This window comes from Hymenobacter plasmatis, assembly GCF_020711255.1.
Taxonomy (GTDB): Bacteria; Bacteroidota; Bacteroidia; order Cytophagales; family Hymenobacteraceae; genus Hymenobacter.
Genome location: NZ_JAJFAW010000033.1, coordinates 19,329 through 39,797, shown reverse-complemented (window position 1 = coordinate 39,797; position 20,469 = coordinate 19,329). Strand labels below are relative to the sequence as shown.

Sequence of the window (20,469 nt, the reverse complement as noted above, 5' to 3'; positions counted from 1 at the left end):
GTGGCCCGCGCTGCCCGATTCTAGGGCCGGGCGGCCGGTTTACCCCATACATGGGTCCTGAAAAAATACCCCCACGGCATGGCGACGATGGGAAACACCACCCACACAAACACCCGGGTCATGCCTTCGGCCGGCGAGCCGATTAATTCATGCTTCATCCACAACGGATAAGCCACCAAGGCTAGCCAGGCCACCTTGTACACCACCTCAAACAAGACAATGGGCAGCATCTTGAGCGGCCGCAGGATGCCGATAAAGGAGATGACGGAATAGGAGCCCCACATGCACCAGGCGGCAGCATTGGCATTATTCCAGGGGCCCCGATGGGTTAGAATATGTTCCCACGACTCGTAAGTGAGAAAGAAAAACATCAGCGTGAAGAGCAGCCGCAACAGGTAGATGTTAATGCGCGGCACTCCCTCGTACCGTTCATAATCCCGCTGAAACACATTGAATTGAGACGAAACCAGCACGCGCTGGTGGGCTGGCGTGGGTGCAAGGAGGGGCTGCTTGGTCAGTAGGCTTAGGGGTGAATGGTACTAGCTGCGAGCTAAGCTAAGGGCCCGTCCCAGGCAATTCACACGCTCGTCTATGAACGACACGTTAGCGTCAACAGACAACCGAAAACAGCCGGCTTTTTACCGGCTACATCTTGTTTTTCAGACCACTGCGCCGGCTACGTCGGCTTCCCACAATGCCCAAGCACGAGACTCACCTGGCTGAATGCCTCTTTCACGCAACCCGTCAACAAGCTGTTCCGACGAATGAGCGGGCGAGCCCGGCGCCCGGCCGGGCCGAGGTAAAGGAAGCCGCGTACGGGAGGGAAAGCTCACCGCAAACCCACCACGAAGCGCAGCGCCGGCTACCGGCTTTCGCAGCGCCTGAAAATAGGCAAGCTCGGAATACACGTATCCTTGCCCGTGCTTAAATCGATTTAATACCTCTTGGCAACTCAAACCACGCTACACAATTATTTAAGCGCAACAGCCACGCCCTATCTTTTTAGTTTTCACTAATTCCTCTGCCTGGTTTCCAGGCATCCGGTTACCTAGATTTCATGATGAAAAAAGGAGGAGTAGTCGAAAGCCCTTACATCGGCAAAAGGTCAGCCGGGGCAATCGACCGAAACAGGCTTGCCTTTTATGGATGGGTAGGGCTCGGCTATTTATTGCTCTGGCTGATTATCGACTTCTCGCAGTACCCGGCGCCGCTAGTGCCCGTCTTTATCAACAATATCTGGCTGGCCATCTATCTGGTCGTCATCAACTTTCTTTTTTTCGAACGGACCCTGCCGTTTGCCCGCCGGAAAAGGAGAACCGTTCTTATCAATATCTTTCTATTCGCTTTGGCGGCGGTGGGCCAGCTCGCCCTCTATTCGATTGGCTTGTACCTGTGGCGAAACACGGGAATTGCGCTGCACCTGTACACGGCGCTCAAAACGTTTACGACAACGAAACACGCCGTCACCTATATTTTCCCCCACGGGTTGGTTTCCGTACTGGTTTTTGGCCTGGCCAAGCACCAGTACGATTACATCCAGCTCAAGCAATTTGCGCAGCAGCTACGCATTGATAAACAGGAAGCCGAACTGCACTACCTCCGGTTGCAAACGAACCCGCACTTCTTATTCAACACCTTAAATAACATCTATTCCCTGGCCCGCGACAAGAGCGACCTGGCGCCCGAGTCGCTGTTGCGGTTGTCAAAAATATTGCGGTTTATGCTCTATGAAACGAGTGGCGGAGACCTTCCGGTAGAAAACGAACTGAACATCATCGCCGACTACATTGCCCTGGAAAAACTGCGGTACGACGATTCCCTGCAAGTTAATTTCAGCTATCGCTTGCCCGAAATCCCGGAGCGCATCCCGCCGTTATTACTCATTCCCCTGGTAGAAAATGCGTTTAAACACGGCGTGTCCGAAACCCGGAACAACCCCTTCGTCGACATCCATTTGGTCGTGCAGCAGCGGCAGCTCGTGTTTTCGGTAAAAAACTCAGCCGAAGCCTCGACCGAGGACCCGAGCGAAAAAGAAACCATCGGCCTTCCCAACCTGAGGCGGCAACTGGAGCTGCTCTACCAGGAGTATGAGCTCACCATCCAACCCGGACCCGCCACGTTCACCGCCGTTTTAAAAATCAACCTGGCCAGCCATGTCTAAGCTAAAATGCATCATTGTGGAAGATGAGCCCCTGGCCGTAAAGATTTTAGTCGATTACATCGCGCAGGCACCCTTTCTGGAGCTCCAGCAGGCCTTTAAAGATGCGCTTCTGGCCACCGATTACTTACGGGAACACGAAACCGACCTCATTTTTTTAGACATCCACCTGCCTAAACTGAAAGGCATGGCGTTTTTGAAAACGCTCCTGAATCCCCCGGCCGTCATCATCACCACGGCGTATCACCAGTACGCCGTGGAAGGGTTTGATTTGAATGTCACGGACTACCTCCTAAAGCCCTTCGAATTCGAGCGTTTTTTAAGTGCCGTCAACAAGATTAAGCCCCCGCAACCGGAGGCCGATAAACACCGCGAAAAACGACCCGAAAAGGATTGCCTGTTTCTGAACGTTCAGAAAAAGAAAGTTAAGGTCCTGTTTGCCGACATCGTTTACATCGAAAGCCAACGCGAGTACATCAAGCTGGTGACGACCAAAAACGAATACGTCTCGAAAATGAGCACGCATGAAATCGAAAGCCTGCTGCCCGCGCATTCGTTTAAAAGAATTCATCGCTCGTTTATCGTCTCCCTGGGCAAAATCGAATCCTATACTGCCGATACCGTAGAAGCTCAGGGCGTATCCCTACCCATTGGCCGGGGCTACAAAGACACCCTCGAAAACCTATAAAGGGGTATTGAGGCCGCAGCCGGGAGCACGGCGTCGAAGCATGCAGAAACGCCTCGACATGGAGGTGCGACGACCAGTTTATCTTAACGGTCGTGGCTTAAACGCGCGCGGTTCAAAAATAAGAGGTTAAAGTTTTACGGAAAGGAAAAGGGTTAAATAAATCCCAAAGAGCCGTAGGGGTAGCAGGCATCTCGTGCCTCTTAGTATCAGTCGTGTACTGTACCATCAAGCCCTTACCCCACCATGCAACGCTTCGAAGACGATTCCGATGACCTGCTCCGCACGGTATTAAAAGCCAATGAATACGCCCGGGTTCAGGCCAAGCGCATCGCTCGCAAGCGCGTCCGCCTGTCGGGGCGGCGGCCCCTCAATTAATGCTGAGTTTTCGCGGTTTGCCAAATGCGCCGCGTGGCTTTATAAACAAAGGGGGCGCAGGAACACCTTCCGCACCATGGCGGCCCGCAGCCCTGCATATCGGCTGCGGGCCTTCAACCCTTTACCGGAACCTTGGTTTGGCCTGGCTGGTGCACGGAAACCAACAAGCCGAATTCGGGCAGTGCGAACCGCCTTGCCTGGAATAGGCGGGGCTTTTGCCGTGTTTGATTCATTTTTTACCTTTTAATCCGCTTTTATGATGCGCATTTCTCCTATCCTACGACTAGCCAGTGCCGCGTTGCTGCTGTGCTCCATGAGCAGCTTCGGCTGCGAGAAAGAAAACGTGGGCCCCAAAGGGGGCTGCCAGAAGAAAAGCACTACTGCCCCGACTACCACAACCCCGACGCCCCCAACTGGAAACAGCTAATCCCCCGTCACGGCTCCGTGGCCGCCGTACGCCTTGTTACGCCTGGCCCTTTTTCCTCGGAAAGGGGGCCAGGCTCTGCGTCCGGGGCAACTGCGCAGTTTGGCGCCTTTTCTCAACTTGCCCTACTTTCGCCCTTCAGGCACCCGATGCTGCCCGATGCAACCGGTGTGCGCCACCAGCCTTTTCCCGTGCCATGAGTAACCCCACCCAAACGGAGCTTTCTGGCAAGCTGGAGCGCTGGCAGAACCAGGTGCGCGAGCCCGCGCTGAGTGTTTTACTTGTTGGGCAGGTCGTGGTGCTGTTTGTCGCGGGCCCCCTGCTCAGTGCCCACGTGCTCAACTTTGCGGCAATGGATAGCCTGCAGCTGCTGCTGCTGCTCATTTCCTTCTTCGCGCTGCCCTTGCGCAGCCGGGCGCGGGCGCTCATCCTCGTCTGCCTGCTTCCCATCATGTGGATGCTGTACGCGGGTCCGGACCCCCGCCTGGGTATTTTGCTGCACACGGGAGCCACGCTGGGCATCACCGTCGCCGTGGCCCAGGTCGTATTCCGGGCCCGGCGCATCAGTCGCCATCAGTTGCTGGGGGCCGTGGTCGTCTACCTGAACCTGGCCCTGCTGTTCGTGGGGGCCTACGATGCCGTCAACTGGGCCTTCCCCGGTGCCTTCAGCAACGGAACCAAACTACCCTTGCAAAGCGGCGAACTGGTGTATTTTAGCCTCACCACCCTCACCTCCACCGGATACGGCGACATTCTGCCCGTGCATCCGGCGGCCCGCAGCCTGGCCAACCTCGAAGCCGTCATCGGCCAGCTTTTTTTGGCCATTCTGCTCGCCCGGTTGGTCAGCCAGCACAGCGCCAAAGAAAACCATCGACCCTAGTCCTTCACGCCGCGGCTGGTACTTTCAGGTCAACCTAATAGCCCGCCACAGCCGCCCCACTCCGTAAAGCCGTTAAATGGCCGTTTCCGACGATGCTGCGCTGAATGCCCGCCTGACGCAACTGCGCCAGTCCGACCCGGCGGCCTTTATCGAGCAGCTGTTCAAAACCTTTTACGCGCCGCTTGGGGCCGTGGTGTACCGCGTGGTGCCCGACCGGGCCGTTGTCGAGGACATTCTGCAGGACGTCTTCCTCCGCCTGTGGCAGGGCCTCGAAGCCTTGCCGGCCATCGAGTCGTACCGGGCCTATCTCAACCGCATGGCCCTGAACGCCGCCCTGCGCCACCAGCAGCGGGCCCAGCGCCAGGTAGCCTGGGACGATGCCCCGCCCGCCACGGCCCCCGTCGCCCCCGATGCGCTGGCTGGACTGCACGCCGCCGAAGCCGCCGATGCCGTAGCCGCGGCCCTGGCGCAGCTCCCGCCCCAGTGCCGCCTCGTGTTCGAGCTGAGCCGCTACGAGGAAATGAGCTACCAGCAGATTGCCGAAGCGTTGGAGATTTCGCCCAAAACCGTCGAGAATCAGATGGGCAAGGCCTTGCGTATTATGCGCCGCGAGCTGGCCGGGGTGTTAAAGAATCTGTACGGGCTGCTGTTGTACGGCGGCCTGGCGTTGCTGAGCCGAAATGCACCAGCGGCTATGATAACCGCGACACCAAACTGCCCGGCCGCCATCACCCTATTTTTGGAGTCGCGTGGGGGTAATGCCCGGTTCGCGTATCTTCTAGTTGGCCTGGTTATTCGCCCGGACCTGAATCCCTTATGACGCACAAGTACCCCGACCCGGTTGATGCCCCCTGGGCGCTGCTGGCCCGCCACCTGGCTGCCGAAGCCACGGCGAGCGAGCGGGCGGACCTGCGCGCCTGGGTCCAGGCCGACCCCACCCATCTCCAAATTCTAACCACTGTCACTCGTGCCTGGGAGCGGGCCGCCGAGGCCGCGCCCACCCCGGTGCTGTTCTCGCCCGCCGACGTGGAAGCCGCCTGGCAACGCTTCCGCCCCCTGATGACCACGGCCGTGTACCCAACCCCGACCGCTCGGCCGGTGGCAACACCACTCGCTGCCCCGGCCGCACGCCCCATGTGGCCCCTGCAGCGGCGTGCGGCCGCCCGGCGCTGGCAGCTGGTGGCTGGACTGGCCCTGCTACTCGGGGCCGGTTTCGTCCTCGCCAAAACGGGGCTCTTCAAGCCCCGGGAGCACGCACTCACCTACGCCAGTGCCGATGCCCGCCGGATGCTGCGGCTGCCCGATGGCAGCACCGTCTGGCTCAACGCCCATTCGCGGCTGCGCTACGCCGGGGCCGGGCCCGCCCCGGCCCGCGGTCTGCGGGCGGTGCAGCTCACGGGCGAAGCCTATTTTGAAGTCCAGCACCACCCCAGCCGGCCGTTTGTGGTGAGCACCGCCACCGCCCGGGTGCGGGTAACGGGCACCGCGTTCAACGTGCGCGCCTACGCCGCCGAAGACTCCGTAGAAGTCAGTGTGACCCACGGCCGCGTCTGGCTGACGCACGTGTCCGCGGCCGACAGTGTGCAGCTCCCTGCCGGCACCCGCGCGGCCCTGCATGCCGCCGATGCCCCCGGTCGTATTGCCGCCCGCCTGCAAAGCCGTCCAGCTGCCGACCCCAATTTCCGCGCCTGGCAGACCGATACTCTGCATTTCGCCGATGTGCCCGTGTCGCAGGTGGCTCGCACGCTGCGCGCCACGTTTGGCACGGCCGTGCAGCTGAGTTCCCCCGGCCTGGGCCAGTGCCGCTTCACCGGCACGTTTCCCCACCCGCAGCCCGCCCAGGTACTGGCCGTGCTGGCGGCCGCCACGGCCAGCCGTCTGGAGCCGGATGGCCGCGGCGGCTATCAGCTGCAGGGCCCGGGCTGCGGCGCACCCATTGCCGCTCCGGCGCCGGCCACCCCAGCTCCCGGCCGTGAGTAGGCCGCGGGAGTTGACTTCCCTGCCCTGGCCGCTCTGGCTGGTACTCGGGGTGGCGTTGTGGCTGCTGCCCATCGGGCCGGCACAGAGTCAGGCCCCCGACCCGGCCTTGTCGCGCCTGGTGCGGCCCACGCCGGGCACCCACCCACTCGGCGCCGTTCTGGCCGAACTCTCGCGCCAGGGCCGCCTGCCCTTTAGTTACAGCAGTTCCCTGGTGCCCGTGGCGCGCCCATGTCACCTGCCGGCCGGCCCGGCCCGCCCGTTGGGAGCGGTGCTGGAGGACGTGTTAGCCGCCGCGCACTTGTCATTTGGGCTGCTGAATGGTCAGTTGGTGTTGTGGCCCGCCGGCGCGCCCATTCCCGCCGGCGTGGTGGCGGTCAATGGCCAGCCCACGCGGCCCGCTCGTATTCCGGCAACTTCCGCGGCAGCTGCTGGCGCTGCTGTTCCGGCTACAGGCGGGGCCCGAGAAGCGGCCAAAAATGTTACTCCAGGAAGCCGTCCTGTTGGCCGGGCCGCCCCACTGCCGGAATCAGGAAGCAAGTTTTCTCCTGAGCCGGCCAAGCAGAAAAAGGGAACCGTTGCCCCGAATGCATCCGGAATTGCCAGCCGTCGCTACCCCGCAAAGCGCCCCGCTGCTCCCGCAACACAGCCAGAGGCTATCAGTCATTCAGGGCCAGATACCCGGAATCCTACGCAAGTATCCACAACCAATCGAGCATCCACGGCGAAGCGCGTGGTACCGAAGCCACGCCGCGAAACTGCGGCGCTCCTCCCTGGCGCTGCACAAAGCCCGGCACGCGCTTTCGAGCCTCGCCAGGGAGGCCGCGTTGCATCGCTGCCAGCCGCAGCCACGTCAGCCCGAGCAGCCAACCCTACCCGAGTCCCCGCAGCCCGCATGCCTATAGTCAAAGAGCAGCCCATAGGCAACGTAGCGCGCTCCAGTGTCAGGCAACAAGTCATGCGGGCGCGTTCAGGAAAGCAGCAGCAAGGCCCCTATGCCCTTGTGCAAACGCCAGTGGCTTTGCTGGCCCCACTACCCGTTGCGCTCGCTGCGGCTCCAGATTCCGGCACATTGCTGCCAGCAATTCAGGCACCGGCCGGGCCGGCGCCCACCCGCAGCCAGTCAGCCGCTCCCGATAATTCCGCTTCGGCGGTTGCCAAAACACCCGTTGCGCTGGGCCGCCTATGGCCTCCAAGCTACCTGCACGCCGAGGTGTGGGGCAGCGAAACCCTGCCCCTGAACGCAGCGGTGAAGGTGGGCATCCCGCGCCTTTACCTCACGCTGGGCGTGGCCGCTGGCCCGGTTGGCCGCCAGTCTGGCGGGGTGGCCGGAGGAGTGGGCCTCGGCACCGGGTTCCAGCCCTGGGGCCGCTTCACGCCCAGCCTCGACCTGATGCAGTGGTTCCTGTCCGGCGACCGGGAAGCTCCCGGCAGCCGGCTCACCCAGCTGCGGCCCCTGCTCGCCTGGCAGCTCAAGCAGGGCGGGCGCCTGCAGCTACTCGGCGGGCCCACCCTCAACCTGGCCACGGGCCCCCGCCGCGACCCAGGAGGGCGCCCCCGAGGCGAAGGCGAACTAGGCCAGGGCCAATGGCTCTGGCTCAATGCCGGCGACGACCGTTCCTTTCTGCGCCTCTGGCCCGGCGTGCAGCTCGGTCTTCGGTTCTGAGGTAGCTAGCCGGGAACCAACGCCCCCTTTAGTAGCACGCTCATAAAAAAAGCGCATCCGGCAGCTGCCGGATGCGCTTTTTGGCTTTTAGCCGGTGGTTAGTTGGCGCTGGTCGTGGTATCGGCCACGGCGGTGATGCAGCCGATTTCAGCCGTCGGGCTGGTGGTTTTGGCGCTGCCGCAGTCGCCTTTCTTGGTGTAGTAGCCAATGGTCAGCTTCTGGCCGGCGGTGGCGTTGAACGACGTCCAGCTGGTGCCGCTGGGCGTCAGAATGGTGCCATCGGCCAGTTGCAACGTCAGGGCCCCGGCGGCGTTCTTCACCACGGTGGCGGCGGTGTTGCACACGCTGTTATCGGGGGTGGCGCTTTCTTCTTTCTCGAAGCAGCCGGTGAGTAGGGTGCTGCCACTCAGGCTCAGCACGGTGAAGGCAACGAACATCCGTCCGCGAACTGCAAGGTTTTTCATAAAAAAGGGGGTTGATGGGGGTTGAAAAAGTTGGTAAAAGGGGGAGCGGCAAAAAGAAAAGTGGAGCAAGAAGAAAAGTGGAGCGAGATGGCAGCCCCCAGCAGGCACTGGGCCCGCGTCAGGGCCGCACCTCGAGCCAGCCCTTGAAGCGGCGGCCGTCGGTGAAGGTGACGAGGTAGTAGTAGAGGGCGCTGACCCCGGCCCCGGGCCAGTGAAAGCTGCGCGCCGGCGACTGGTACACCTGCTGGCCCCAGCGGGAGAAGATGCTCACCCCCGCAAACTGGCTCTCGCAGAAATTGGGCGGCAGGGCCTGGTCCAGGGCAAAGAATTCGTTGAGGCCGTCGCCGTTGGGCGTGATGATGTTGGGCGGGCGGAAAGCCAGCGAATCAGTGGGCCGGATGACCTCAAAGCGGATGGTGCGGGTGAGCGTGTGCGGCTGGCAAGCGCCGCTCTGAGCAAGGGCAAACTGCACCACCAGGCCCGTGTCGCGGGCCGTGGCCAGCCCGCAGGCCGGCAGCCAGTCGAACGTGGCCGTGGCCCGGCCCGCCCCGTTTTGAGCGCTAAAGCGCATGCCCGCCGCGGCCAGGTCGAAGCCCCGGCCGGTAGCCGACAGGGCCAGCGGGTTGGGCGCCGAATCGGTGCCCAGCAGCGTGGCCGCATAGGGCTGGCCCAGGGACACCCGTACCACGACGGGCGCGGCGTTGGGCCCCGGTTCGGGCGGAAACGAGGTGGTGAGCACCGGCGTGGTCGTGGGCGGCGGGGCGGCCACAAAGGCCACCTGCACGGTGTCGCGCTTGGGCAGCGGGCAGCCGTTGTCGGCCACCAGCACGTTCACCCGGTACACCCGGCCCTGGGTGTCGGCGCATTCCGGAAAGCAGAGCGTGGCCGTAAGCGTGTCGCGGGCGCCGCTCACCGTGCCGCTGGTGCTGGTCGTAAAGCGCGGGGCCGTGGTTGCATCAGTGAAATTGACGGGCTGCGCCGTGAGCGTGAGCGTGGTGCTCGGGTCGGGGTCGGTGTAGCGAATGGTCAGGCAGCGCGAGCCGCCGGGCAGTAGGCGCACGGTGTCGCGCCCCGCTACAAAGCGGCGCCCACCGGCCTGCACCGTCACCGCCGGCGGGTTGTTGGAGGGGCAGTTGAGCACGTAGAGCTGAAAATCCCGGCGCGTTTCGCCGATTTTCACCCCCTTGCGGTACTCCGAGCAGCGCACCCCGAACACGAACAAGCCCAGCCGGTTGGGTCGCACCGTGAGCCGCCCGGTGCGCGCGTTGATGCCCAGGGCCGGCGCACCTGGAATCTGATTGGCGGTGCCCAGCCCGGCCGTCCAGGTCACGGGGGAGTAAGGCGCCGCGGCCGGGGCCGGCGTATTGTTCAGGGCCGTCGAGTGGCCATTGAGCGGCGTCACCATGTCGTAAGCCAGCGAGTCGCCGTCGGGGTCCTGCCCCCCAAAATCATAATAAAACAGGGTATTCAGGCAGGCGTAGTCGCCCAGGGCGGGGAAGATGCGGGGCGTGGAATCAACAAAGGCCGCGCCGTTGCGCACCACCGCCGGAAATTCCAGGTAGAACGTCTGCCCCGCCCCGCCCGGGCTGAGGATGTTGCTGATGGTCAGGTTGCGGCAGCAGCGCTCCACGGCCGCATAGTAGCCGCCGGCGCTGGCGTAGGTGGCCGCGTCGAGGGTGATATTCTTGCTATACAGCAGCTTGCGCGTACTGAGCGAGCCCACGGCGCAGGCCGGGTTGGTGTAGCTCACGAACGTGTTGGTGGTGAGCGGCAACACCACGCTGGTGAGCAGGCGGTTGGTCGATTTCTCAAAAATGCCCGCCGTTAGATTTTGGTCCAGCGCGGCCGGGTCCCCGTTGATGGCGTCAAAATACAGGGTCAGCGTCAGGGTGTAGGTGCTGCCGGTTTGGTGCAGCAGGTCCATTTCCCCGCCCACAAGGTGCGTGGCCCAGGCCGGTCCGGCGAGTAGCAGGAGCAGAAGAGTGGTGAATCCCCACCACATGGTGCGCAGAGGAGACAGGTAAGAGAACTTCATAATGCCAAGCAGCTGGTTGCGCACTAGTTGTGGCGGCTTTTATCCGTAGCCCGTTTCCCGTGCCTCGGGGCGGCGTGCGGCTGAGCCTTGCGCAGCGCACCCGCTTGCGGGGTGGTCCAGCCCGCCAAATCGCGGGTGATGTCCGCCAGGGAAAGCCCCGCCACGCTCAGCGCCGAAGTCTTTCGCTCCTGTACCCGCTTCCGGCCCGCCAGCAGCTTCTTGTAAAGCGTTTGCTGCTGGGCCAGGAGGTAGTCTCGGCTCTGGTCACGGACAGGGAGTAAGCGCGGCAGCATATATCCAGAAGAATGGGCGACGTACATCAGGGCGGACGGGAGCAGGTATCCCAGCTAAGGTGGCTTGCCCCACTCGGGACTTTCCGCCCCTCGGGCGGCTCAGATGGAAGAGGCTTCAGGGCGGGGCTACCCCTACGCGCCGGCAACTTTTATTTTGAAATGCTTCTCGGTTTTATCGAAAAGGCTTGCTTTCCACCAGTAGGCCTGGGTAGCCGCCTCAACGAATGTTGCCGCCCACGGGCAGCCCGCTGGGCACCGCCGCCGGCACGGTGCGGTCGTAGCTCGTGGCCGTGAGCGTGCCCAGAAACGCGATGATGGCCTGCGCGTCGTTCACGCGGTCGGGAAACAGGGGGTCGCGCTGGCTCACCGGCACGTGGGGGTTGGCGGAAGGGGCCCGGCCGCGGCCCGGGTCGTAGAAATTCAGCACGGCCTGCAGAGTGGGCAGCGTGCCGCTGTGCATGTAAGGGGCCGTGAGGGCCACGTTGCGCAGGCTCGGCGTGCGGAAGGCGTAGGTGCCGTTCACGCCCGCGTCGGAAGTGGCGTTTTTGGCATTATCGGCCACGCCGAGCACGTGCACCTGGTAGTCGCTGAGCATCGGGCCGCTGTGGCACTTGGCGCAGCCGCTGGCCACAAAGGCGTTCAGGCCCGCCACTTCCTGCGTGCTCAGGGCCGCCTGGTTGCCGCGCATGTACTCATCGAAGCGCGAATCCGTGGCCACCAGCGTGCGCTCAAAGCAGGCAATGGCCTTGCCGATGTTGGTCGCCGTGACGGGCGTATTTTCTGCAAACGCAGCGCGGAACATTGTGGCATAGGCCGGAATCCGGCGCAGCCGCGCCACCACCGAATCCAGGGCGACGCCCTCGGCGTATCGATGGCCGCGCATTTCTTCCAGCGTCGCCACCGGCAGCAACGACTGGTTTTCGAGCGACTGGGCGCGGCTGTCCCAGAACATCGGCGCCGAGGCGGGATCGGCCGTGGCAGCAGTGGTCAGGCCATTGAACGCCGTGTTGAGCACCGTGGAGGAATTGCGCTTGACAAACGCAATGTCGTTCGGCGCGCGGAAGCGGCGGGCGCTGCCCAGGCCCTGCCCGTTAACGCCGATGCTCAGCTCGATGGCGTCGGCATAGCCAGTAGCCGGGTGGTGGCAGCTGGCGCAGCTCACGTCCTTGCCCCCGGAAAGCACCGGGTCCCAAAACAACGCCCGGCCCAGCGCTATTTTCTCCGGGCTGCTCACGTTGCTGGTTGGTGCCGGCGCCACCAGGGGCAGGGCCGCCAGGTCGTTGGCGGGAACTTCCGCATCCTTCTGGCAGGACACCGCCGCCACTAACAGCGCCGCGGCAGCGAGCACCGAGGCAAGGCGGGCAGTAGTAGAAACACTTACTGGTAGCATCGTAATAGACAGAATACTGGAACTGCGAATAGGGTGTCTCGTGAGATGCCCCGCGTGGTCACTCAGCTGAGGTGGCAAAAGCCGAATAATTGGCCGAGGATATGGTATCCCACCACGCAGCCTCTCTATGACCAGATGCACGGCCCCGCCTTTACCCCCACTCCTTGTCTCATTTTATTTTCTGGAGCCCACCATCCACCACTGGTAGCTGCCCTGATGCATAAACCGAAACGAGCGGACCATCTAGGCCGCTCGTTTCTTTTCCGCCCTCCGCCTCAACATGCGGCCAGCGTCAAGGCCGGCACCCGCCTTCCTTACCGAAGGACTTGCCCGTTCACCCCAGGGGTCTAGACAGCGCAAGGAGAATTAATAGTCGTTTAAATAAACGGTGATTTAAGGAGCCTTTGCCCTCGAGCCAGGACTGACAAGGTTGACTCAATCACTTTGAGGTGGTCTAGAAATGCCGGACAGAAGAAGGACGTATCTTACTTCTGTGATGACAGCCAAAAAGAGCGGGGCGTCGCCCGATAAACGACGCAAATACGATGAGGCATTTAAGGCCGAAGCCCTGCGCCTGGCCTCGGAAAGCCGCAGCACGCAAGCTGCCGCGCAGCAGTTGGGCATCAGCCCCAAACTGCTCTACCGCTGGCAACAAGCGCAGCTCGTAGCCGAAGTGGGCAGCGTGGAAGTGGCCCGTGATCCGGAAGTGCGCGCTCTGCGGGCCCGCCTCAAGCGGGCCGAGCAGGAGCTCGACATTTTAAAAAAAGCCTTGGTCATCTTCGCCCAGCCGACCCCGTGAGTGTCTACCAGCACATCGCCCGGCGGCGCCGGCACGTGCCCGTACGCCAGCTCTGCCAGGTGCTGCGCGTGGCCCCCAGCGCCTACTATGCCTGGCAGCAGCACGCCCAAGTGCCGGCCCTCGAGCCGGCTTGGCAGCTGGCCGTGCGGCAGGCGTTTGCCCGGCATGGGCGGCGCTATGGCACCCGCCGGCTGCGCGTGGAAGTACGCGCCGAAGGCCATGCAGTGGGGCGTGGGCGCATCCGCCGCACACTGGCCGCCCACGGCTTGCGCGCCCAGCAGCCCCGTTCCTTCGTGCCGCGCACCACGGATTCCGACCCGACCCGGTGGGCGGCGCCCAACCGCTTACTCGACCAGCCGGCCCCCACCGCCCCCGACCAGGTGTGGGTGGGCGACATCACCTATTTGCCCCGCCAAGGCGGCGGGTGGCTCTACCTGGCCACGTGGCTCGACCGCTGCTCGCGCAAGGTCGTCGGCTGGGACCTGCGCGAGAGCATGCCCGAAGACCTGGTCAGCGAGGCCCTGCGCCGGGCGCTGGCCGTGCGGCAGCCCCCGGCCGGCCTCGTCGTGCACTCCGATCAAGGCAGCCAGTACACGGCCACCCGCTTCAAAGACCTGCTCACCCGCCACGAAGCCCAACAAAGCATGAGCCGGCGCGGCAACTGCTACGACAACGCCCACGCCGAATCGTTTTGGAGCCGCCTGAAAACCGAACTGCTCGACGGCGGCGTCTTCCCCGGCTTGGCCGAAGCCCGGCTGGAAATCAGCCACTACATCGCTTACTACAACGCCGAGCGACGCCACTCGGCCCTGGGCTATCTAGCCCCCAACCACTTCGAATCCCACCTCCAAACCACGTCCCAATTGTGTCCGGCTTAGCTGGACCACCTCAGTGCGCCCCGCGCTCTTCCAAGGGCCTTGGTGAGGTATTTGAGTCCGTACAATCGGGGGGGTGAGCGGGATGGCAAAGGGCCGCTGCCGGCGTAGGGGCAAGGGTGAACGGGGCGATGCAGCGGGGAAAGGACAGAAGAACGAGGGGCGCTAACGGCCGTGAAAAGGACCATTTGGAGTACTGCGTCAAAGGTGCGCGCCCTCCCTGCACCCGAAAGGCTAGGGCGTGCACGGCGCCGATAAAAGCAGATGTGGGGTTGGCGACTCAGGAAAACCACCCGGTTTTAGGCTCGTCCATGAAGTTACTATCGGCGCAAGGGCGGGTAATGCGTTTTGGGTACTTTGCAGGGGCTACACCGTTCGGGTTCGCATTTTGGAGGGAAAGGGAGGGCCTACGCGAGTCCGTTAAGTGCCAATGAAAGGATTGATTGTGGCGCAGAAAAACACGCTTATTAGGCTCGTCCATGAAGTTACTTGCGTGGCCAGCCGGTTGGTGCGCCTCAACAGGGAAAGTTGTTGCAAGCACCCTCCAGTGCCTTCTGTGGCCCCAGTTACCAAAGCTCCGTTGGGACCGTGGCGGGCCCAAAGCGTTTTCGAAAACTTTAGGGAGACGAGGGGACGGGGTGCGTTCACAGCGTGGCCGTGGGCTTTGTGGGAGAGGCGCGTGTTGGGATTAAGGGAGGGATGGGGGACAAACGGAAACCGCAAAGACCACCGACGGCAGTAGAACCGGTATGGCTATTAAGAGAGGTCCAGGGGCAAGTGTGACATTGCTATATCCCCTAAAAGCAAGAGGTGTCGATTTTTGGCTAGTCCGGCCCCTGTCCAGGAAATAACGAGGCCCGGTTTGTGGCTGGTGTGCGTGTGGAAAAAGGGTAAGCGGGGCCGTTACCCTGCGAAACTCCAGCAGCTAGGGCAGCGGTTAATTCGTACTGTCCCCTCGTCTCCCTTAAAACTGGCCCCTCCCCTCGAAGCCAGACGCGGCCGTGGTGGTATCCGCGCGTTGTGCGTTGGCGCGCCATCAAACGGAGAAAGGCGAGGCGGCGCGCCGATAAAATCAGATGGGCCGGGAGGATAAAAGGGCTCACCGCCGCCTTGCCCGCGCCCCCTGCAGGGAGCCCGGCCGGCGGCGGCCACAACCCTGCGGCGGGCGCCCGGGTATACTCCCCGGAAGACGCTGAAGATGTGGTTTCCCGCCTGGAAGGGCCCGCCCGTTTCGGGCGGGCGCTTTTGCGGAGCCCGAAACGGGCCGGAGCGCCGGGGCCGGCGGCGGGCAACCGCCCGAAAACAGGGTCCGCAACGGGCCGCGAAAATGGCACATTTCCGCGGGGTGTCGGATACCCATTGTTATGGTAAGGGAATTTTCCGCGAACCGGGCACCGCGCCCGAGGCCGAGGACGAGTGGCCCGAACGAGCGGGTGCGACCTATGCAAGCGGCCCATAAACAAAAGTTACCCAGGGTCTGGAGCGGCTGGGTGACGAACGGCAGCAGGCCGGGGGTGAATTGCCCAGGTGGCCACGGCTACCGGTGCCGACATGTACAGCTGGGGTAACCGGTGGGGAGCCAAATTTTCGCCCTTCCCGCTTTATGGTTGTATGCAGCACGTCTTCGACCATCAGCTAAACGGCAGGGAACCGGCTTGCGGCCCGCCGTGGGGGCGCTGAAATATTGACCCGAACCCCGTGAAACGTCACGAAGCCCCCCCAACGAGGCCCGTTTTCGTGTCCTTTTTTCCCGTGAACGGGGTGCCGACCTTTACAGAAGACCCACAATGCAGTGTTTCCGTGCGCTTCTCTGCCCTTTCTAATCAATTCCTCAGCTCGACCTCTACCGCTAACGCCGGAGGGGCTGGGCAGTTAAGCCCAGTGCAGCCTTTCGAGTGCAGGGGGGCGGCGTTGTCTTTTGTCCCGAACCTACCGTTTCCGACATGTTAACTGCTTTTCTTGTGTTTCTGGCTGCTGTTTCGGTGGCCTACATTAAAGCGCGATGGGAGAAGGAAAAGGCCGCTACCGTGGCCGAAATTGAAGGGCGGGCCGCCGTGGCCGTGGCCGAAGCCCAGGGCTGGTACAACATGCAAACGGCGCTGGGGGTCGCGCAGCAACAAGGCGAAGCCCAGAAGGAGGTGGCCCGCATCCAAGCCGGTGCCCAGCAACGAACGAAACGGGAGCCGTGACGGAATCCGGAAACGCCAGGGCCACGGCAGGCCCGGGGCAAAAAGAAAGGAGCCAGCAGCCGCCAACCCCCTTCCCATCCGCGGCAAACAGATGTGGTCCTTCCATTGGCCTTTATCAAATACGGTCAACATTTAAATGCGTTGGGTAATTTTGCATGTCGATTCCGGGCCGCTGTGGGACCGGGTTGGGAGCTGGGGGTGTTGGTGGGGGTACCTTGCACAGATATGATAAACGCTTTGCGCCGTCTTGGGGTCTTTTGGGGTACTGAGTACCAGGGGACGGTGGTCCAAGGGACTGGGTGGTGTGAATTGGCCGTGTTGCGAGATGGGAAAACCGTGGCTTCCATCTCACTCACGCCCACGGAGTGCGCCTACCTCGGCCAAGCCTTCCAGCAGATTGACCACATTCGCCCGTTGATATACTTTCGCTTGGCCTTGGTGGCCGGGGATTTGAGCGGCGAATTGACGGACTAACGAGGCTGACAGGGGACGCCGGAGGGCGGGAGCATACGGGCGACCTACCTTGTGCCACTATGAGCCAAGCGTTACTCTCCCTTGGGGGCTTTTTGGAGAATGAGTGCCAGGGGATGGTGCTTCAGGAGGCAGGCCGGTTGGTACTGGCCGTGCTGGTGGGTGGGAAAACCGTGGCTTCCATTCCGCTCACGCTGGCCGAGTACGAGTGCATAAGCCGGGCCATAAAGGACGCCCACCGCGCGCGCCCGCTGGTCTACTTTCGCTTGGCCTTGGGGGAAGCGAATCTGAGCGGCAAGCTGCGGGGGTAACGGGGCCGACAAGGGCCGCTGGGGCGTGATTTTGTGAAAAGGGTGCCGTGGAGCAGGCCCTTAAATGGGGCTAAATGGATAATTAGGGAACAAGCGCCGCAAGCCAGCGGCGCGCTACCGTGCCAAAGATTCCATTGGCCCACCCCATTTTAACCATGCCCGCCAGCCGCACCCGTTAAAAAGCCACCCAAAAGAAAGCCGCGCAACACCGGCAGCGCGAACAACAGGCCCAGCACTAGGCCTTCAAACGCATTTTCGGAGCGGCCCTCGATGACTTACCCACGTGCACCACGTGCCAAAGCGAACGGGCGGAGGTCACGCCGGAGCAAGTGCCCGCGGCTAGGCAGGAAGAGTTGGCGCTGATGCGCGCCGCCCTGGAAGCGCAGGACAGCAGCGTCCGGCAGGTCGCCTACTGCGCCACCTGCGACCAGTACGCCGTGCTCGGCGGCTGCGAATCCTTTTAGCAGAAGGATTTTGCCAAGTACAGACTATGCAATAAGGAATCTTATCCTATGTTCTATGTTCACCTGCCCGCCGTGTCTCGTCCGGCTACAGCTATACATCACCTAGTTGATGTATGACTACACCCGAGCAGGCTCCACGTAGGAGCAAGAATGCCCATTATGCCATTTCTGTTCGCCAGGAGGCCGTCCGATTGGTCGAGTCGGGCTTGTCGCAACAAGCCGTCCGGCAGCAGTTCGGCGTGGGCCACATGACGCTGCTGGCGTGGCTGGAGCGCTACGGCACCGCCGTATACGCGCAGATGCGCCGCAAACAATTCACCGCCGTCCAGAAGCAGCAAATTGCCCGGGAGTTACTCGACGGGCGCCTGAGCGAAGACGAGGCCCTGCTCAAGTACGAGTTGCGCCTAAAAAAGACCTTGCGCCAGTGGGTGGCCGCCTACCGGGCCAGCGAGGTATTGCTGCTCACGGCTGAGCCGGACCCGCCCGCCGACGCCCGTGCCCCGCTGGCGGCGCAGCTGCGGCAGGCGCAGTGGCAAATCGAAGCCCTGCACACGCTCATCGACCAGGCGGAGGCGACCTATAAGATTGACATCCGAAAAAAGGCTGGTGCCAAGCCGTCGAAATAATGCGCCGGAAGTACCCGCACGTGGGCGTGGGGGTGCTCTGTGGGCTGTTTGGCAAGACCCGAAACGCATTCTACGACCACCAACGCCGGGCCACCGCCCAAGCCCTGCTCGACGGCCTGGTGCTGGCCCTGGTGGCCGACATCCGCGCGGACCTGCCCCGCCTAGGCACGCGCAAGCTCCAGTATTTGCTCGTGCCCCGCCTGGGCGACTACGCGCCCCGCGTGGGCCGGGATTACCTGTTTGCCCTACTGGCCGGCTACGGCCTGCTCATTCGCCGGCGCAAACGGCGGGTGGTGACCACGCACACCTGCCTGCCCTTATTTTGGCGACCGAATCTCATCGAGCACCTGACGGTGAACCGGGCCGAACAAGTCTGGGTCAGCGACATCACCTACGTGCGCCTGCTCAGCGGCTGGAGCTACCTGAGCTTGATTACCGACCTGTATTCCCACAAGATTGTGGGGGCTTGCCTGCACCCGGACCTCTCGGTGCGCGGCACGCTCGCCGCGCTGCAGCAGGCGCTGGCGGCCCGCACCCAGCCGCACCGGCCGCTGATTCACCACTCCGATCGGGGCCTGCAGTACGCGGCCCGCGAGTACGTGGGCATGCTCGAAAGCCACGGCGTGGCCCTGAGCATGACCCAGCACGGCGACCCGTACGAAAACGCCGTGGCCGAGCGGGTGAACGGCATTCTGAAAGACGAATTCGGCCTGGGCGGTACGCTGCCCGGCTTTGCGCAGGCCGATGCGCTGGTGACGCGCGCCGTGCGGATCTATAATGAGCTGCGCCCGCATGGCAGCTGCGACTTCCTGACCCCGGGCCAGGCCCACGAGCAAGAGGGGCCGCTGGTGCGGCGCTGGAAAAACTACTACCAGCCGGTGGCTATTGCTGCTCCTACCTGACACGCCGTCCGAGCGGCGGAATACCATCTGCTGCTTAACTTACCTACTTGTAAAGTCCAATCCGGATTACCAGCTTGGCCTGTAAAGCGCAGGCCGGATTATCTCTCTCACCTGTATAGCTATAGCCGGACGAGACACCGTAATTAGGGTCAACGTGAGGTGGTCTAGTTAAGCCAGACACCATTGGGACGTGGTTTGGATTTGGGATTCGAAGTGGTTGGGCGAGTGGTAGCCGAGGGCGGAGTGGCGCCGTTCGGCATTATAGTAAGCGATGTAATTCGGCCACGCTAAGGCAGGTCAACGGCAGGGCAATAGCCAGGCCTGATCCGTGCACCACGTCATCGGCCCAGGCCTTTGGTCAGATTGGCTTGAGGGTCCAGGTCCGCCGCGCACACCATCCGTTGCCCGGCGCTGTTCGGATACGCTGGCTGGCCTGCCAGGAACACGGCCAGGTTGGGGCGTAATGCCGCCGGAATATCGGAAAAGGCTTGGTCGGTGGAGGCCGCTAGCAGGGACCCTAAGTAGGTGCGCAAGGCGAGATAAGCGGCGTGGTGTTCAAATGGCATGAGGGAAAATCAGTAAGCCACTGCAATTTTCTTGCCCAGAATATAGGAGCGATGTGTCTTATTGATGAGTTAGACGGCTTTTAAGTTGAGTAACACTAGTAACATAGATAATACTGGTCACATTAGTAACACCGGTAACACGCGGTTGCGTATGTTTGCGCCATGAGCAAGATTCTGGCGTTTACCAATCAAAAAGGAGGAGTAGGCAAAACCACGTCCACAGCCAATGTGGGGGCCGGGCTGGCCCGCGCCGGTCAGCGGGTGCTGCTGGTGGACCTGGACCCTCAAGCCAACCTGACCAAAGGCTTGGGTCTGGTCGAGGCCGAGCACAACGTGTACGGCGCCCTGCTGGGCGAGTACCGTCTGAAAGCCTACCCGCTGCACGAGAACCTGGCCCTGGTGGCCGGCTCCCCGGCCCTTTCTGGCTTTGAGAAGGTCAAGGGCGACGAGCTGGACCGCGAGTTTCTGCTCAAGGAGCTGCTGGAACCCGTGCGCGAGCGTTGCGACTACATTCTACTGGACTGCCCGCCGGCCCTGGGTTTGGTGACGCTTAACGCCTACGCCTGTGCCCAGTCCCTGTACATTCCGCTGGAAGCCCAGATGTACGCCGCCGACGGCCTGGAGAAAGTGCTGGAGCTGGTGGGTCGGGTACGGCGGCGGCTAAACCCCGACCTGTCGGTGGGGGGCATCTTCTTTACCCGGCACGACGGCCGCAAAATACTGCGCCGGGAAACCGCCGAGGAACTGCGGGCGCTCTACCCGGGCCTGGTGCTAACCAGCTTCGTCCGCGAGAGCATTGCCTTGGGCGAGGCCCCGCACCTGGGCCAGGACATTTTCACTTACGCCCCGCAGAGCGCCGGGGCTACCGACTACCAGGCGCTGGTCGCCGAAATCCTCACCCGCTAATTCGATTCCC

General features: G+C 62.6%; 22 protein-coding genes and 1 pseudogene. 16 read left to right on the top strand and 7 right to left on the bottom strand.

The features are described 5' to 3' along the window. Nucleotides 1-20: 20 nt before the first annotated feature. The gene (locus tag LJ738_RS19350; protein ID WP_227787996.1) at nucleotides 21-473 is read right to left on the bottom strand and encodes a hypothetical protein; all 453 of its coding nucleotides are present in this window, start codon (nucleotides 471-473) and stop codon (nucleotides 21-23) included. A gap of 584 nt (nucleotides 474-1,057) precedes the next feature. Between LJ738_RS19350 and LJ738_RS19345 the strand changes: the two genes are divergently transcribed. The 7 genes from LJ738_RS19345 to LJ738_RS19320 all read left to right on the top strand — a co-directional run bounded on the left by LJ738_RS19345 (nucleotide 1,058) and on the right by LJ738_RS19320 (nucleotide 8,168). Next, on the top strand, nucleotides 1,058-2,161 hold the full coding sequence (locus LJ738_RS19345) for a sensor histidine kinase (protein WP_227787995.1): 1,104 nt from the start codon (nucleotides 1,058-1,060) through the stop codon (nucleotides 2,159-2,161). Next, nucleotides 2,154-2,846 (top strand): LytR/AlgR family response regulator transcription factor, encoded by a 693-nt coding sequence (locus LJ738_RS19340; RefSeq protein WP_227787994.1) that lies wholly within the window; start codon nucleotides 2,154-2,156, stop codon nucleotides 2,844-2,846. The genes LJ738_RS19345 and LJ738_RS19340 overlap by 8 nt, the downstream gene beginning before the upstream one ends. A 243-nt stretch (nucleotides 2,847-3,089) precedes the next feature. Further along, nucleotides 3,090-3,221: a hypothetical protein gene (locus LJ738_RS21375; RefSeq protein WP_262907755.1), complete on the top strand. Its 132-nt coding sequence runs from the start codon at nucleotides 3,090-3,092 to the stop codon at nucleotides 3,219-3,221. Nucleotides 3,222-3,841: 620 nt separating this feature from the next. Then, entirely contained in the window at nucleotides 3,842-4,525 is a 684-nt protein-coding gene (locus tag LJ738_RS19335) for a potassium channel family protein (protein ID WP_227787993.1), read from the top strand. A gap of 76 nt (nucleotides 4,526-4,601) precedes the next feature. Then, nucleotides 4,602-5,345, top strand: a complete 744-nt coding sequence (locus LJ738_RS19330) for an RNA polymerase sigma-70 factor (RefSeq protein ID WP_227787992.1) — start codon at nucleotides 4,602-4,604, stop codon at nucleotides 5,343-5,345. Next, a complete protein-coding gene (locus LJ738_RS19325; RefSeq protein ID WP_227787991.1) occupies nucleotides 5,342-6,505 on the top strand; it encodes a FecR family protein in 1,164 nt (387 codons plus the stop codon). Before LJ738_RS19330 ends, LJ738_RS19325 begins: the two co-directional genes overlap by 4 nt. Before the next feature lie 1,069 nt (nucleotides 6,506-7,574). Next, nucleotides 7,575-8,168, top strand: coding sequence for a hypothetical protein (locus tag LJ738_RS19320; protein WP_227787990.1), 594 nt, complete (start codon nucleotides 7,575-7,577; stop codon nucleotides 8,166-8,168). A gap of 98 nt (nucleotides 8,169-8,266) precedes the next feature. Here the strand turns inward: LJ738_RS19320 and LJ738_RS19315 are convergent, their stop codons facing one another. The 4 genes from LJ738_RS19315 to LJ738_RS19300 form a co-directional block, all read right to left on the bottom strand. Next, nucleotides 8,267-8,632 carry a hypothetical protein gene (locus LJ738_RS19315; RefSeq protein ID WP_227787989.1) on the bottom strand — a complete coding sequence of 122 codons (366 nt, stop codon included), beginning with the start codon at nucleotides 8,630-8,632 and terminating at the stop codon, nucleotides 8,267-8,269. 118 nt (nucleotides 8,633-8,750) lie between these two features. Then, a complete protein-coding gene (locus tag LJ738_RS19310) occupies nucleotides 8,751-10,667 on the bottom strand; it encodes a T9SS type B sorting domain-containing protein (protein ID WP_227787988.1) in 1,917 nt (638 codons plus the stop codon). 23 nt (nucleotides 10,668-10,690) lie between these two features. Then, complete coding sequence (locus LJ738_RS19305) at nucleotides 10,691-10,960, bottom strand: hypothetical protein (protein ID WP_227787987.1); 270 nt, start codon at nucleotides 10,958-10,960, stop codon at nucleotides 10,691-10,693. A 217-nt stretch (nucleotides 10,961-11,177) separates the two neighbouring features. Further along, nucleotides 11,178-12,350, bottom strand: a complete 1,173-nt coding sequence (locus LJ738_RS19300; RefSeq protein ID WP_227787986.1) for a cytochrome-c peroxidase — start codon at nucleotides 12,348-12,350, stop codon at nucleotides 11,178-11,180. A 496-nt stretch (nucleotides 12,351-12,846) separates the two neighbouring features. Between LJ738_RS19300 and LJ738_RS19295 the strand changes: the two genes are divergently transcribed. From LJ738_RS19295 to LJ738_RS19265, 8 genes are all read left to right on the top strand, one after another. Beyond that, nucleotides 12,847-13,149 carry a transposase gene (locus LJ738_RS19295; protein WP_227787985.1) on the top strand — a complete coding sequence of 101 codons (303 nt, stop codon included), beginning with the start codon at nucleotides 12,847-12,849 and terminating at the stop codon, nucleotides 13,147-13,149. Next, nucleotides 13,146-14,027, top strand: coding sequence for an IS3 family transposase (locus LJ738_RS19290; RefSeq protein WP_227787984.1), 882 nt, complete (start codon nucleotides 13,146-13,148; stop codon nucleotides 14,025-14,027). Before LJ738_RS19295 ends, LJ738_RS19290 begins: the two co-directional genes overlap by 4 nt. Before the next feature lie 1,940 nt (nucleotides 14,028-15,967). Then, entirely contained in the window at nucleotides 15,968-16,213 is a 246-nt protein-coding gene (locus tag LJ738_RS19285; protein WP_227787983.1) for a hypothetical protein, read from the top strand. Nucleotides 16,214-16,549: 336 nt separating this feature from the next. Continuing rightward, nucleotides 16,550-16,687, top strand: coding sequence for a hypothetical protein (locus LJ738_RS19280; protein ID WP_227787982.1), 138 nt, complete (start codon nucleotides 16,550-16,552; stop codon nucleotides 16,685-16,687). 59 nt (nucleotides 16,688-16,746) lie between these two features. Then, a complete protein-coding gene (locus LJ738_RS19275; protein ID WP_227787981.1) occupies nucleotides 16,747-16,995 on the top strand; it encodes a hypothetical protein in 249 nt (82 codons plus the stop codon). 329 nt (nucleotides 16,996-17,324) lie between these two features. Then, nucleotides 17,325-17,459, top strand: coding sequence for a hypothetical protein (locus LJ738_RS21370; protein WP_262907754.1), 135 nt, complete (start codon nucleotides 17,325-17,327; stop codon nucleotides 17,457-17,459). A 113-nt stretch (nucleotides 17,460-17,572) separates the two neighbouring features. Next, nucleotides 17,573-18,085: an IS630 transposase-related protein gene (locus LJ738_RS19270; RefSeq protein WP_227787980.1), complete on the top strand. Its 513-nt coding sequence runs from the start codon at nucleotides 17,573-17,575 to the stop codon at nucleotides 18,083-18,085. Beyond that, nucleotides 18,085-18,987 (top strand): IS3 family transposase, encoded by a 903-nt coding sequence (locus LJ738_RS19265; protein WP_227787979.1) that lies wholly within the window; start codon nucleotides 18,085-18,087, stop codon nucleotides 18,985-18,987. The genes LJ738_RS19270 and LJ738_RS19265 overlap by 1 nt, the downstream gene beginning before the upstream one ends. 168 nt (nucleotides 18,988-19,155) lie before the next feature. Here LJ738_RS19265 and LJ738_RS21650 read toward each other — a convergent pair. Both LJ738_RS21650 and LJ738_RS19255 read right to left on the bottom strand, forming a co-directional pair. Beyond that, nucleotides 19,156-19,263 (bottom strand): annotated as a pseudogene (locus LJ738_RS21650) (IS3 family transposase); the annotation flags it as partial. Nucleotides 19,264-19,325: 62 nt separating this feature from the next. After that, the gene (locus tag LJ738_RS19255) at nucleotides 19,326-19,553 is read right to left on the bottom strand and encodes a ParA family protein (protein WP_227787978.1); all 228 of its coding nucleotides are present in this window, start codon (nucleotides 19,551-19,553) and stop codon (nucleotides 19,326-19,328) included. Nucleotides 19,554-19,715: 162 nt separating this feature from the next. On the opposite strand from LJ738_RS19255, the gene LJ738_RS19250 reads away from it, so the two are divergent. Beyond that, a complete protein-coding gene (locus tag LJ738_RS19250; RefSeq protein WP_227787977.1) occupies nucleotides 19,716-20,459 on the top strand; it encodes a ParA family protein in 744 nt (247 codons plus the stop codon). The last annotated feature ends 10 nt before the right edge of the window (nucleotides 20,460-20,469 follow it).